Source organism: Streptomyces sp. MMCC 100, from assembly GCF_041538145.2.
GTDB lineage: Bacteria > Actinomycetota > Actinomycetes > Streptomycetales > Streptomycetaceae > Streptomyces.
The window spans coordinates 3853160-3868645 of sequence record NZ_JBGORK020000001.1 but is presented as its reverse complement, the minus strand read 5'-3'; the positions used below and the strand labels follow the sequence as shown (position 1 = coordinate 3868645).

The 15486-nt window shown below is 74.0% G+C and carries 4 protein-coding genes; all 4 read left to right on the top strand.

Annotated elements, in window-relative coordinates; all coding sequences use genetic code 11:
• The first annotated feature begins 105 nt into the window (after window positions 1-105).
• From ABS735_RS17995 to ABS735_RS17980, 4 genes are read left to right on the top strand one after another with little or no spacing between them, the layout of a single operon-like run.
• Window positions 106-6723 (top strand): amino acid adenylation domain-containing protein, encoded by a 6618-nt coding sequence (locus ABS735_RS17995; protein ID WP_373903439.1) that lies wholly within the window; start codon window positions 106-108, stop codon window positions 6721-6723.
• Window positions 6720-12269, top strand: coding sequence for a non-ribosomal peptide synthetase (locus tag ABS735_RS17990; RefSeq protein ID WP_373903402.1), 5550 nt, complete (start codon window positions 6720-6722; stop codon window positions 12267-12269). The genes ABS735_RS17995 and ABS735_RS17990 overlap by 4 nt, the downstream gene beginning before the upstream one ends.
• Window positions 12266-13417 (top strand): saccharopine dehydrogenase NADP-binding domain-containing protein, encoded by a 1152-nt coding sequence (locus ABS735_RS17985; protein ID WP_373903403.1) that lies wholly within the window; start codon window positions 12266-12268, stop codon window positions 13415-13417. The genes ABS735_RS17990 and ABS735_RS17985 overlap by 4 nt, the downstream gene beginning before the upstream one ends.
• Window positions 13414-15486 carry a Gfo/Idh/MocA family oxidoreductase gene (locus ABS735_RS17980; protein WP_373903405.1) on the top strand — a complete coding sequence of 691 codons (2073 nt, stop codon included), beginning with the start codon at window positions 13414-13416 and terminating at the stop codon, window positions 15484-15486. Before ABS735_RS17985 ends, ABS735_RS17980 begins: the two co-directional genes overlap by 4 nt.

Here is a 15486-nt window from a genome sequence, read left to right as displayed (position 1 = left end):
CCATCAGTGAGCGATGAAGCAGTCGTCCCAGCGCGAACGGCGAAAGGTGAGAGGTCCCTCTTCACGCCGGACGTCGTGCGTCAAGCGGTGGCACGTGCGCTGGAGATGGCGCCGCACGAGCTGGACGACGACCGCGACCTCTTCGAACTCGGTCTCGACTCACTGATGTTGATGTCCCTTGCCGGCACATGGCGCCGCGCGGGCAGTACGGTCACCTTCCAGGAGCTGACCCGCACCCCGACCCTCCACGCCTGGACGGCCCTGCTCGGGCAGGAGCGTCCCGTCGAGGCACCGACGCGCCCCGCGCCGGCCGGTCCGGCCACCGCGCTCCACGCTCCCACCGACGAGGAACCGGGGGAGTCCTTCCCGCTGGCGACGATGCAGCACGCCTACTGGATCGGACGCCAGGACGGCCAGCCCCTCGGCGGCGTCGCCGCGCACTTCTACGTTGAGCTCGACGGCCAGGAGGTCGACCCGGACCGGCTCGACACCGCCCTGCGCGCCCTCGTGCTCCGCCACGGCATGCTGAGGGCCGTCTTCGACGAGGAGGGCCGGCAGCGCTTCGGCCCGCCGGGAGCCCCCCTCACCGTCCGCGACCTGCGTGACCGCGATCCGCAGGACGCCGAGACCGAGCTTGAGCTGCTGCGCGAACGCAACACCCACGCCCGCCCCGACATCACCTCCGGAGACGTCTTCCGCGCGGCCCTGTGCCTGCTCCCCGACGGCCGGACCCGGCTGCAGATCGACCTGGACATGATGGCCGGTGACGCCCTGAGCCTGCGTGTCCTCCTGTCCGATCTGCGCCGCCTCTACGACTGTCCCGACGACCGGCCCCTCGCACTCGGCCTCGACTACCGCAGGTACCTCGCGGAGCACGACGCCCGGCGGAAGGCGGAACGCGAGCAGCACGCGGCCTGGTGGCGCGAGCGCCTGCCGGAGCTGCCCCGCGCGCCGCGCCTGCCGACGACCGTCGACCCGCTGACCCCGGTCAGCGCCGGCGACCCCACGCTCACCCACTCGCGCCGCCTGCACCACTGGCTGGGTCCCACCGACAAGGCGGCACTGATCGGCGCCGCACGACGGCACGGCATCACCCCCGCCGCGGCCCTCGCCACCGCCTTCGCCGAGGTCGTCGCCGCCTGGAGCGACAGCCGGCGCTTCCTGCTCAACCTCCCGCTGTTCGACCGTGAGATGTTCACCCCGGACGTGGCCGGTCTGGTCGGGGACTTCAGCAGCTCGGTCCTGATCGACGCGGACATGAGCGCGTCCCTGCCCTTCGCCCGGCAGGCCCGCGGCCTTCAGGAACGCCTTCAGGAAAGCATCTCTCACGGCGCGTACGGCGGCGTCGAGGTCCTGCGCGACCTGGCCCGCGCCGAGGGGGCCCCGGTACTGGCGCCGGTCGTCTACACCAGCGCTATCGGACTGGGCGAGATCTTCGAGCAGGACGTCCAGAAGTCCTTCGGCCGCCCCTCCTGGATCATCTCCCAGGGCCCCCAGGTCTACTTGGACGCCCAAGTCACCGAACTCGACGGCGGCCTCCTCCTCAACTGGGACGTCAGGGACGGCGTGTTCGAGGCAGGTGTGCCCGACGCCGCGTTCGACGCCTACCGCCGCCTCATCACCCGTCTGATCACGGATCCCGACACCTGGGCCCGGCCGGTGGACGGCCTGCTCGCCCCCGGTGTCCTGCCGGGGCGCGCGGTGGCCGCGCTGCCACCCACGCCCGTACCGGACCGCGCCCTGCACACCCGCTTCTTCCGGCTCGCCGAGGCCGAGCCGGGCCGCGTCGCGGTCGTCCGCCCCGGCGGCGACACCCTCACCTACGGCGGACTCGCCGACGCCGCCCGCAGGATCGCCGCGCTGCTGCGCGGCCACGGCGTGCGCGAGGGCGACACCGTTGCGCTGACGCTGCCCAAGGGCGGCGACCAGATCACCGCCGTCCTCGGCATCCTGGCCGCGGGTGCCGCGTACGCCCCCGTCGGCGTCGAGCAGCCCGCCGTACGCCGCGAACGCATCCACTCCGTGGCCGGTGCCTCCGCCGTGCTCACCGACCGGGAGTACGCGCCGCTCTGTGAGGGGGTTTCCGCGGCCCCGGTGCTGCTCCTGGAGGACGCCGGGACGCACGAGCCCGCCCCCGTCGTCCAGCCGGACCCCGCCCTGCCCGCCTACATCCTGTTCACGTCCGGCTCCACCGGGCTGCCCAAGGGCGTCGAGGTCTCGCACCGCGCCGTCGTCAACACCGTCGAGGCGATGGAGGAGCAGCTCGGCCTCGGCCCGGCGGACCGCACCCTCGCGATCTCCGCGCTCGACTTCGACCTCGCCACCTGGGACATCTTCACCCCGCTGTCGCTCGGCGGTCAGGTGGTGGCCGTCGGACAGGAGCACCGCCGCGACGCCCACCACTGGGCCCACCTCGTGCGCGCGCACAGCGTGACGCTGGTGCAGTGCGTGCCCGCCCTGCTGGACCTGTTGATGGCCGCCGGGGAGGACCACGGCCTCGGCGACTGTCTGCGCATGGTCCTGCTCGGCGGGGACTGGGTCGGCCTCGACCAGCCCCGCAGACTGCGCGCCCTCGTGCCCGGCTGCCGCTTCGTGGCGCTCGGCGGCATGACGGAGGCCGCCGTCCACTCCACGGTCTTCGAGGTCGAGGAGACCGACCCCGCCTGGAAGTCCGTCCCCTACGGCGTTCCGCTGCGCAACATGCGGGCCCGGGTCGTGGACGGGCGGGGGCGCGACTGCCCGGACCTCGTCCCCGGCGAGCTGTGGATCGGCGGGCCCGGCGTGGCCAACGGCTACCGTGCGGACCCCGGGCGCACCGCCGAACGCTTCGTCGAGTACGACGGCGAACGCTGGTACCGCAGCGGTGACCTGGCCCGCTACCGGCCCGACGGCGCACTGGAGTTCCTCGGTCGCGCCGACCACCAGGTGAAGATCGGCGGTCACCGGATCGAACTCGGCGAGGTCGAGTCAGCCCTGGAGGACGACCCCGCCGTGCTGCACGCGGTCGCCTGCGTCCTCGACACGCCCGCACGGCACCTCGCCGCCGCCGTGTCCGCCCCCGGCGAGGCACCCGATCCCGACCAGGTACGCCTGCGGGCGGCGCAGCGGCTGCCTGCCTACATGGTCCCCGAGCGCCTGCTCGTCCTGCGCGACCTGCCGCTGACCGCCAACGGCAAGCTGGACCGGGCGGCCGTCCGCCGGGCGCTGACCGAGGCGGCTGAGGACGACGGCCCTCGAACCTCGGCGCCGATGGGACCGGTGGAGACCGCGGTGGCAGCCCAGTGGGCCGACCTGCTCGACGTGCCCGAGGTGGGCCGGGAGAGCAGCTTCTTCCTGCTCGGCGGGGACTCGCTCGTCGCGACCCGCATGATCGGCCGGCTGCGTGCCGCCGGATTCCCCGGCGCCCGCGTGGCCGACCTCTTCGCCCGCCCCGTGCTGCAGCACTTCTGCGAGACGCTGCACGCCGCCGCCACGGACGCACAGCCCGTACCGGCCCCGGCGTCGGTCCTCGTGCCCGACCCGGGCCGCGCCCACGAGCCCTTCCCGCTCACGGACGTCCAGGCCGCCTACTACACCGGCCGCGACCCCCGTTTCACCCTCGGCGGCGTCGGCACCTGGCATTACACCGAGTTCGACGGCACCGACATCGACCTCGGCCGACTGGAGCGCGCCTGGAACACCCTCGTCCGGCGGCACGCCATGCTCCGCGCGGTCGTGGAGGACGGACACCAGCGCGTCCTGCCCGACGTACCGCCCCTGCGCATACCGGTGGCGGACGTCCCGGCCGGCGACGCGACGGAGGCGCTGGCCGGCCTGCGCGCCCGCCTGTCCCAGCAGGTGCGCGGCCCCGCCCGGTGGCCCCTCTTCGCGGTCGAGGCGGTGCGCTACCACGACGGGGGCGTCGCACGCACCCGCATCGGAATCGGCCTGGACTACCTGGTCCTCGACGCCCTCTCCATCACCACGCTCTACGCCGAACTGAACGCGCTCTACGCCGACCCCGAGCACCAACTGCCGCCCATCGACGTGTCGTTCCGCGACTACCTCACCGGGCTCACCACCGACCCGGAGTCGGCCGAGCGGGCCCGCGCCCACTGGCAGGAGCGGCTGTCCGAACTCCCGCCCCCGCCGGCCCTGCCCTTCGACCGGGACCCGGCGACCCTCGACGCGCCCGTCTTCACCCGGCGCCGGCTGAGCCTGCCCGCCGAGGACTGGCGGGCCGTCAAGCGGGAGGCGGCCCGGCACGGCCTCACCCCGTCCACCGTCCTGCTGGCCCTGTACGCGGAGGTCCTGGAGGCATGGAGCGGGACGGACGCGCTGACCGTCACGCTCACCCTCTTCAACCGCCGCGACGTCCACCCCCACATCCACCGGGTGCTGGGCGACTTCACCTCCCTCTCACTGGCGGGGCACCGGCGCGACGGCGCGTCCTGGCTGGCGGCGGCCGTGGCACTGCAACACCGCCAGGCTGAGGACCTGGACCACCCGAACGTCCCGATCGACTGGCTGCTGCGGGAGTTCGGCCGCCGTACCGGCACCGTGGACGCCGCCGCGCCCGTGGTGTTCACCAGCGCCGTCGGCGTCGGGGACGCGACCCTGGCCGGACCGGGCACCGGCCTCCCCGCCAAGGTCTGGGGCATCTCGCAGTCCCCGCAGGTGTGCCTGGACAACCAGGTCACCGAGGAGTCCGGGAACCTGGTCGTCACCTGGGACGCCGTCGAGGAACTCTTCCCCGAGGGTGTACTGGACGCGATGTTCGACGCCTACGGCAGGCTGCTGCGGTACGCCGTCGCCGGTGACTGGGACGCGCCGTTGCCCGACCTGCCGCCCGCCTCCCACCTCGAACGGCGGGCCGCCGCCGCACGGGAGGCCGCCCTGGAACCGGTGGACCCGCGCCCGCTGCACGCCGCGTTCTTCGCCCACGCGAAGGCCGCCCCCGACCGGACCGCCCTCGTCACGACCGCGGGGGAGGAGGTGACGTACGGAACCCTCGCCGACCGGGCGCTGCGCACGGCCGCCGCGCTCGGCGACGCCGGCGTGGCTCCGGGCGACCTGGTCGCGGTGACCCTGCCGAAGGGACCGGAGCAGATCGCCGCGGCCCTCGGTGTCCTCGCGGCAGGTGCCGCCTACGTACCGCTGAGCCTCGAACAGCCCGCCGCACGACTGGAGCGGGTGCGCGCCACCGCCGCCTTCCAGGTCGTCGTGGGCGACTGGCCCGCTCCGGGAAGGACGAGTCCCCGCGCCCTGTCCCTCTCGGACACGCAGGGCCACGAGCCGCTGCCCGCACCATGGAAGGTACTTCCCGAAGCGCTCGCCTACGTCATCTTCACCTCGGGTTCCACCGGCGAGCCCAAGGGGGTGCAGATCACCCACGCGGCCGCCTGGAACACGATCGCGGACATCAACGCCCGGCACGGCATCGGTCGGGACGATCGCGTCTTCGCCCTGTCGGCACTGGACTTCGACCTGTCCGTGTACGACGTCTTCGGACTGCTCGGCGCGGGCGGCTCCCTCCTGTTGCCCACCGAGGACCAGCGCCGTGAACCGGCCCGCTGGCCGAGCCTGCTCGACCGCCACGGGGTGACCGTCTGGAACACCGTCCCGGCCCTGCTCGACCTGCTCCTCGACGCCGACGAGCAGGAGGCGCCGGAGGGCGGGTGCTTCGCGGGGCTGCGGACCGCGCTGGTCTCCGGCGACTGGATCGGTCTCGACCTGCCCGGCCGCCTGCGGGAACGCACCGACCGTCCCTGCGCCTTCGTCGCCATGGGCGGCGCGACCGAGGCCGCCATCTGGTCCAACACGCTCACCGTCGGGGAGCCGGACCCCCGGTGGGTCTCCATCCCCTACGGACGTCCCCTGACCGGGCAGCACTACCGCGTCGTCGACCGGGACGGACGGGACTGCCCCGACTGGACGCCCGGCGAACTGTGGATCGGCGGTGCCGGACTGGCCCGCGGATATCTGGCCGACCCGGCGCGCACCGCCGAGAAGTTCGTCGAACAGGGCGGGCGGCGCTGGTACCGGACCGGTGACCTGGGCCGGTTCCGGGGAGACGGACTGCTGGAGTTCCTGGGCCGCCTCGACAGCCAGCTGAAGATCGCCGGCCACCGCATCGAGGCCGGCGAGATCGAGGCCGCGCTGGAGTCCCACCCGGCTGTCGCCCGAGCCGCCGTCGTGGCGGTGGGGGAGCGCACCGCGAAGCGCCTGGCCGCATTCGCCGTACCGCACGCGCCGACGCACGCCGAGCCCGCCGGCGCCGTCGAGTCCGGCGCACCCGCGGCGGACCCCGGCCTCACCGAAAGCCTCTTCGCCCTGCTGGCCGAGCGCGTGCCCGTCTACGCGGTCCCCTCCCGCATCCAGCTGGTGCCGGCCCTGCCGCTCACCGCGAACGGCAAGGTCGACCGGACGGCCCTGGCCGCTCTGGCCGGACCGGAGACGGCGCCCGCCGTGGCCGAACCGCCACGCGGTGAGACCGAGGCGGCCCTCGCCGGCCTGTGGAGCGAGTACCTGCCGCACTGGACGCCCGACCGCCACGCCAACTTCTTCACCGCGGGTGGCGACAGCCTCACCGCCCTGCGTCTGCTCACCGCGATCGAGCGCCGCATCGGGGCCACCGTGCCCGCCCGGCGCTTCTTCGCCGCACCGACCCTCGCCGCGCTCGCCGCGGACATCACCCGAACGCTCGCGGCCCACGGGACCGCCTACGAGACCGGAGAGCTGTGAACATCGCTGAACTGCTGGCCCGTTACGCCGACGAGGGCGTCGTGTTCTGGGCCCAGGACGGACAACTGCGTTTCCGCGCCCCCCAGGGCCGCCTCACCGACGCACACCGGGTCGAACTGCGGACCCACAAGGAAGCCATCCTGTGCCACCTGGAGGCGGAGGAACCGGCGCTGCGGGCCGACCCGGCCAACCGCCACGCGCCCTTCCCGCTGACGGACATCCAGGCCGCCTATCTGATCGGCCGCACCGACGCCTACGCCTACGGCGGTGTCGGCTGCCACGCCTACGTCGAACTGGCATACCCGGACTTGGACGTGGACCGCGTCACCGCGTCGTGGCGCGAGCTGGTCCGGCGGCACGACATGCTCCGCGCCGTCGTCCACCACGACGGCTACCAGCAGGTACTGGCCGACGTACCCTCCCTCGTCGTCGAGGCCGACGATCTGACCGCCCTCGCGCCGGCCGCCGCCGAGGTGGAGCTGGGGCGCACCCGTGCGCGGCTGTCCGCACGCGAGGCGCCCACCGACCAGTGGCCGCTCTTCGAGGTGCACGTGAGCCGGACCGCGGAGCGGGACGTGCTCCACCTCTCCTTCGACATGCTGGTCGTCGACCACGCCAGCCTGCGCATCCTCCTCGCGGAGTTCCAGCGGAACTACGGCGGTGAACCCCTCTCCGAGGCACCCCGGATCGCCTTCCGCGACTACGTCCTGGCCCGCCGCGCCCTCGCCGACTCCGACGCGCACGCCCGCGACCGGGCCTACTGGAGCGAACGGCTCGACACCCTGCCGCCCGCGCCCGAACTGCCCCTCGCCGAAACCTGGGAGGCGGGAGTCGGCGACCCGGGGGAGACGGGCCGCACTCCGGCTCCCGCGGACGCGGTGACCTTTCGCAGGCTGGAGGTCCTGCTGCCTGCGGCCGACCGGGACCGCCTCACCGGGCGGGCCGCGCGGCGCGGACTGACCCTCTCCACGGCACTGCTCACCGCGTACGCCGAGACGGTCGGCCGCTGGTCGCGCACCAGCCGCTTGACGCTCAACGTGCCCACGGTGGACCGGCCCGACCTGCACGAGGACATCGGCCGCCTCGTCGGCGACTTCACCTCGCTCGAACTGCTCGCCGTGGACCTGGACCACCCGGCCACCTTCACGGAGCGGACGCGTTCCGTGGGGGCGCGGCTCCTGGAAGACCTCGCGCATCCCCTGTTCACCGGCTCGGAGGTGCTCGCCGAGCTGTCCCGCAGGGCCGGTGCCCCGGTGCTGATGCCGGTCGTCTTCACCAGCGCCCTCGGCGCCGGCGCCACCTCCGAAGGTGTACCGCCCGAGGTGACGTACGCCGTGACCCGGACCCCGCAGGTGTGGCTCGACTGCCAGGTCATGCACCGCGGCGACACGCTGAGCCTGTCCTGGGACATCCGCGAGGGCGCCCTCGCCCACGGGGTGGCCGACGCCATGTTCGAGGCGTACACGGCACTCGTACGGGCCCTGGCGGCCGAGGGCGAGGCCGGCGACGCCGCCTGGGACGCGGCGGCCGAGATCCCGCTTCCCGAGGCACAGGCGGTGCGCCGCCATGCGGTCAACGCGACCGAGGGACCCCTGCCGGACGCCCTCCTGCACGAACCCGTACTCGCCCAGGCCCGGGCCACACCGGACGCCATCGCGGTCCGCACCCCCGAACTGGCCCTCACCTACCGGCAGCTCGTGGCCCGGGCGAGCGCTCTCGCCGAGGCACTGACCGCATCCGGACTGCGCCCCGGGGAACCCGTGGCGATCTGGGCGGACAAGGGCTGGGAGCAGGTCGTCGCCGTCTTCGGCACGCTCATGGCGGGCGGTGCCTACCTGCCTGTCGACACGGCCCAGCCACCGGCCCGCCGGGACACGATCATCGCGGACGCGGGCGTCCGCACGGTCCTCACCCAGTCCTGGCTCGCCGAGATCGACGACCTCCCAGCGGACGTCACAGCAGTCCCCGTCGACCTGCTCCCCGAGGATGCCGCGGCCACGTTCCGTGCGAACGCGGCACGGCGCGACCCGGACGACCTCGCGTACATCATCTACACCTCGGGCTCCACCGGCACGCCCAAGGGCGTGATGATCAGCCACCGAGCCGCCCTCAACACGATCGAGGACATCAACTGCCGCTTCACCGTCACCGACCGCGACCGCGTCCTCGGCATTGCGGGACTCGGCTTCGACCTCTCCGTCTACGACCTGTTCGGACCGCTCGCCGTCGGCGCCACCCTCGTCCTGCCCCACGCCGACCGGCGCGGCGACCCCTCCCACTGGGCCGAACTCGTCCGTGACTTCGGCGTCACGGTGTGGAACTCCGTACCCGGCCAGCTCCACATGCTCTGCGACTGGCTGCGCTCCGAGCCCCCCGCGGCCGACGCCTCGCTGCGCCTCGCACTGATATCCGGCGACTGGATACCCGTCGCGCTGCCGGATCAGGCCCGAGAACTCCTCCCCGGGCTGGAGATCGTCTCCCTGGGCGGAGCGACCGAAGGGTCCATCTGGTCCATCGCCCATCCGATCGGCGAGGTGGACACCGCACGCCCGAGCATCCCGTACGGCACGCCCCTGACCAACCAGACGTTCGCCGTGCTCGACCGGCACCTGCGTCCACGGCCCGACTGGGTCCCGGGCGAGCTGTACATCGGCGGCGCCGGCGTCGCGCTGGGCTACTTCGGCGACGAGAGCCGCACCGCGGAGCGGTTCCTCACCGACCCCGCCACCGGCGAGCGGCTCTACCGCACCGGTGATCTCGGGCGGTACCTCCCCGACGGCACCATCGAGTTCCTGGGCCGGGAGGACGCGCAGATCAAGATCCGCGGCTACCGGGTCGAACTGGCCGAGGTCGAGGCCGCCGTGCAGGCCCACCCCCGGGTCGCGGCGGGCGCCGTCATCGTCGACGACTCCGCGGCCGGAGGCCGACGCCTCGCCGCGTACGTGGAGACGGCCCGCAAGGACGGCACGGCCGACGCGGACCGTGCCGGGACCCCGGCGACGCGGGCACAGGCGCGCGCGGCCGCGGCCGATGCCGTACGGGAGGCCTCCGCGGCCGTCGACGCCGCACGGCTCACGGAGTTCCTGGCCGCCCTCGACGCCGTGGCCCTCGCGGAGATGACCCGTGTCCTCGACGCCTCGGGAGCGTTCGCGGACGGCGCCTCGCGCACGGCGGAGGAGGTGGGCACGGCACTGCGCGCCACGCCCCGCCACCGGCACATCGTGCGGCGCTGGCTGCGCGCCCTGGCGGCCCGCGACCGCCTCACCCACCGGGACTCCGACGACACCTACACCGGTCTCGTCGCCGTCCCGGAGGGCGAAGCGGAACGCGGCTGGCGGCGGGCCGCGGAACTGGAACACGAGATCGGCTGGAGCACGGAACTGCTCACCGTCATGCGCACCTGCGCCGAGCAGCTGCCCGAGCTGGTCTGCGGGGAGGTCGGCATCCGGGAGCTGCTCTTCCCCGGCGCGGCGACCGAGGCCGCGGACGCCGCCTACCGCGACAACCTCGCCATTCGGCACCTCAACCGCGCGGTGGTCGCCGCGCTGCGCGAGATTGCCGCGGGCCACACCGGTGAGGAGCGGCTGCGCGTCCTGGAGGTGGGCGGCGGCGTCGGCGGCACCACGGGCGAACTGGTGCCCGTCCTCGCCGAGTACGGCGTCGACTACCTGTTCACCGACGCCTCCGCTTTCTTCCTGAGCGAGGCCCGCGAACGCTTCGCCGACCACGCCTGGGTCCGCTACCAGCGCTTCGACGTCGACGAGGACCTGCGCGCACAGCATCTGCTGCCCAACACCTTCGACGTGGTGATCTGCGCCAACACCCTGCACGCCGCAGCCGACGCGGACGCGGCCGTGGGCCGGCTGCGGGAACTGCTGGTGCCCGGCGGACAGCTCGTGTTCGTGGAGAACACCCGCGACGAGAACCTGCCCCTGCTGGTCTCCATGGAGTTCCTGGAGGTCGCGGGACGGACGTGGACCGACGTGCGCGAGCACACCGGCCAGTCCTTCCTCACCCACGCGCAGTGGCGCGAACTCCTCGACGCGCACGGCGCGTCCGAGGTCGCCTCGTTGCCCGACGCGCAAGAGGCGCTGGCCCTGACCGGCCAGGAGGTCTTCCTCGCCACGCTGAAGGACGACCGCCACCACGTCCCGGTCGGCGAACTGGCGCGCACGGCGGCGACCCGGCTCCCCGAGTACATGCTCCCCTCGGTGTGGCAGGTCGTCGATTCCCTCCCCCGCACGGCCAACGGAAAGACCGACCGTGCCCGCCTGCGCAGCTGGCTGCCCCGCGAGAGCGGTCCTGCCGTCGTGGACGAGAAGCCCATGGACGACCTGGAGAGGGGCCTCGCCGAGCTGTGGTCGGAACTCCTCGCGGTCGAGAGCGTCGCCCGGGGCGACGACTTCTTCGACCTCGGCGGCGACTCGCTCCTCGTCGCCCGCATGGTGGGGCGGCTGCGTGAACGCGTACCGCAGGCCGCGGACCTGGAGTGGGAGGTCGTCCTGCGCCACATGCTGCGCCGCCCGACGGTCGCCGGGCTCGCCGCGTTCCTGCGCGGGCTCGCGGGCACCGAGGACGCGTCGGCCGCCGGGCCCGTGCGCACGGACCCGGTGATCCACCTGCACGGCGCCCGCTCCGACGACGAGCCGACCACCGTACTGGTCCACGCCGGAACCGCGACGATCATGCCGTACCGAGCGCTGATCACCGAGATCCGGCGCCGCTCACCGGGCCTCGCCGAGGTCGTGGGCGTGGAGGTCCCGGACCTGAACGGCTTCCTCAACGCCCCGCCGGAAGGGCTCATCGAGCAGATGGCGGCCGACTACGCCTGCGCCCTGACCGCCGACGGCCGCAGCCGTTTCCACGTCGTCGGCTACTGCCTGGGCGGCCTGATCGCCACCGAGGTGGCCCGCAACCTCGCCGAGTCCGGGGCGGAGGTGGAGAGCCTCACCGTCATCAGCAGCCACAGCCCCCGCTTCCGGCTCGACGACGAGCTGCTCGCCGAGTACTCCTTCGCCGTGATGATGGGCATCGACCCCGCCGACCTCGGCTTCCCGCACGACCAGTACCGGGTGGCCGCCGCGGCCGACGCGGTCCTGGCCGCCAGCCCCGGCGTCCTGCCGGACGGCGGACTCGCCGCACTGCCCGAAGAGTTCGCGGACGTCGCGGGACGCTTCAGGGAGCTGGCCGGCGTTCCCCGCGCCACCCGCATCGCGCGAATGTGCGAGGCGGTGCCCGCGTCGGCCGGCACCTACGAACCCGACCACATGACACGGCTCTTCCTCGCCTTCCGGCAGAGCGTCTTCGCCATCACCCGCTACGACGCCGAGCCCTACGCCGGTGACATCACCTTCCTGCGCCACGACGGCGCCTACCCCTTCCCGGGCAGCAAGGACGCCGTCACCACCTACTGGGAGGAACTCACCCTCGGCGACCTGGACATCGTCGACATCGGCGGCGACCACTACAGCTGCCTGTCCGTCGAGCACGCGCCCGGCATCCTCAAGACCCTCGCCGAGCTGACCCAGGGGGCGATCACCCGATGACCAAGCCCGTGATCGGGGTCCTGGGCGCCTCCGGCGCGGTCGGCCGGGCCGCCGTACGCGAACTGCGCGCCCTCGGCCACAGAGGCCTGCGCCTCGGCGGCCGGACCGCGGCGGCCCTGTGCGAGGTCGCCGAGGAGAACCCCGGCGGCCACGACGAGACGGTCTGGGCCGACGCCACCGCACCGGACGGCCTGCGTGCCTTCACCGAGGGCTGCGACATCGTCCTCAACTGCGGCGGCCCCACCTACCGGCTCCGCGCCACCGTGGCATCCGCAGCACTCGACGCCGGCGCGCACTGCGTCGACGTGGCCGGCGACGACCCGGCCGCCGAAGACCTCCTCAAGGGCGGCGATCCGGCCCGCGACGCCCGCACGGTCGTCCTGTCCGCGGGCGCCCTGCCCGGCCTGTCCAGCCTCCTGCCGCGATGGCTGGCCGGGCAGGGCCTGGACAGTGTCGCCGCGTTGACCGCGTACTGCGGGGGTCTGGAGCCCTGTTCGCCGACGGTGGCGCACGACTTGATGCTCTCCCTCAGCTCGGGCGGCGCGGACGGCGCGGCCTACGGCGAGGCCCTGGCGGCCGTCCGCGGCGGCCGCCGCGTGCCGCGCGCCCTGCGCACCGACGAGGACACCGCGCACCCGGCGTTCCCCGGCCGGGTCGCCGTACAGCCCTACCTCAGCGGCGAGAGCGAACGCCTCGCAGGCTGCCTGGGCGTCGACCGGCTCGACTGGTACAACGTCCACCCCGGCCCCGCCGTACGAGCCCTGCTCAACCTCCTGCCCGGCCGCCTCGCGGCCGGAGAGGACCGGGACCGCCTGGCGGAGCGGCTCATCCTCGCCGCCGAGCTCGACCTGGCCGGACGCAAGCCCTACTACGTCATGGACTTCGTGCTGTCGGGCACCGCCTCCGGGGCGCCCGCGACCGTCGGCGCGACCCTGCGCACGGCCAGCAGCTACCGGCTCACCGCCGCTGTGGGAGCCCTGGCGGTGGACGCGGTACTGCGGGGCGGGGTTCCGGCGGGCGTCCGCTTCGCCTGCGACGTGCTGGACCCCGACACCGTGGTGCGGCACCTGCGCTCTCACGGGGGCGCGGACCTCCGGCTCACCGGGGCGACGGCCGGCGCCGAGCTGGAGGAGGAGGGCGTCCTGTGAGCGCCTTGACACCACTGCGCGTGCTGGTCTGCGGCACCAACTTCGGCCGCTTCTACGCCGAAGCCGCACGCCGGCGCCCCGGATACACCCTGGCCGGCATCCTGAGCCGGGGATCGCAAGCCTCCAGGGAGTACGCCGAGAGCCTGGGCGTCCCCTTCCACACGGACGTCGGCGACCTCCCCGACGACGTCGACGCCGCCTGCGTCGCGGTGAGTTCATCCATCTCGGGCGGGCAGGGAACCGACCTGGCCCGGGCGCTCATGGACCGGGGCATCCACGTGCTCCAGGAACACCCCCTGCACGTCACCGAGCTGACGGAGAACCTCAAGCACGCCCGCCGCCGAGGGGTGCAGTACCGGCTCAACACCCACTACCCGCACGTCGCCCCGGTCCGCTCCTTCATCGAGGCGGCCCGGCGGCTCGTCGCACGGCAGCGCCCGCTCTTCCTGGACGCCGCCACCCCCATCCACCTGATGCACCCCCTGGTGGACATCCTCGGGCAGGCCATGGGCACCCTGCGACCCTGGCGCTTCGCGGACCCGGCACCGCTGCCCGCTGGCATCGGCCCCCAGCCGTTCCGCTCCCTGCACGGCGTATTCGCAGGCGCGCCCCTCACCCTGAGGGTGCACCACCAGCTCGACCCGTCCGACCGGGACAACCACGCCCTGCACTGGCACCGGATCTCCCTCGGCACGGAGGGCGGGGTCCTCACCCTGGCCGACACCCACGGGCCCGTCCTGTGGAGCCCCCGGATGCACATCGGGCGGGACGCCGACCAGCGCTTCGTCCTGGACGGCCCCGGCACCGGCCGCCTGGGACTCGGGAGCACGGCGGTGGTCGGCAGCACGGGCTCCTTCCGCACCGTCTTCTCCGACCTGTGGCCGGAAGCGATCGGCAGCGCGCTCGACGGGCTCCGCGCCGCCATCGCGCAGGGCGGCGACGCTCTGCGCGCGGGCCAGTACGACCTGGCTGTGTGCCGCCTCTGGACCGACCTCGCGGCCCGGCTGGGGCCTCCCGAGATCGTCCGGCCGGCCACGCCGCGCCCCCTCGCGGTGAGCGACGTCTTCCCCGCACAGGAGCGGTCCCGGCAGCCCCGCCCCGAGCCGGCCCCGCCTCACGACGCCCGGGTCGCGGCGGGTCCCGGCTCGGACGGGGTGCCGGTCCGCCCCGCACCGGAAACGACGCCGGGCCGGCCGTCGGACGCCGCCGCGTACTCCCCGTCGGCCGAGTTCTTCGACCTCGTCGCCGCCGAACACACCGCGACCGCGATCGCCCCGGCCGTGGCCGCGCTCCTCGCCGACGCCGACCTCGGCACCGGGCCGGTGGTGGACATCGGCGCCGGCACCGGTCTGCTGACCGAGGCGGTCGCCCGGGCACGGCCGGACGCGGAGATCATCGCCTGCGAACCGTCGGTCGGCATGCGCGCCGTGCTCACCAGCCGGGTCTTCAGCGACGAGGACCTGCGGACCCGGGTGACCGTCACCGCGGACGCCGCTCCCGAGCTCGACCTTCCCGACCGGATCAGCGTCGTCCTGCTCTGCGGAGTCCTCGGCCACCTCGACGCGGAGGAGCGGGCCAGGCTGTGGCAGCGGGTTACCCGGCGGCTGGCGCCCGGCGGACTCGTGATCGTCGAACTCATGCAGTTCGAGGAGCCGACGACCCTGCCCGAGACCCGGCTCGCCACCGCGACCGCCGGACGCCACCGCTACGAGTGGTCGTTCGGCGGCGCACCGGACGAGGCGGAGGACGGCGCGATGCGCCTGCACTCCACCTGGCGGGTCTACCGGGACGGCGCCCCGCAGGCGCAACGCGAGGTCCACGACTCCTACCGCTGGGCGCCCTTCGGCCTGAAGGACGTCGTCGCCGAGTCCGGCATGACCGCACGCACCCTGCCCACCCGGCCCGGAGCACCCCCGCTGGCCGTGCTCACCCGGACCCCGGACACGTCCGTCCCGGCCGCCGGACCGCACGTGCCGCGCGCGCGGACCGCGCCCGGCGGTCCCAGCACCCCGGGCGCCCCGGCAACCCCGCGCACCACCCCTCTCCTCTTCTCCTCCTCCGACGGCTAG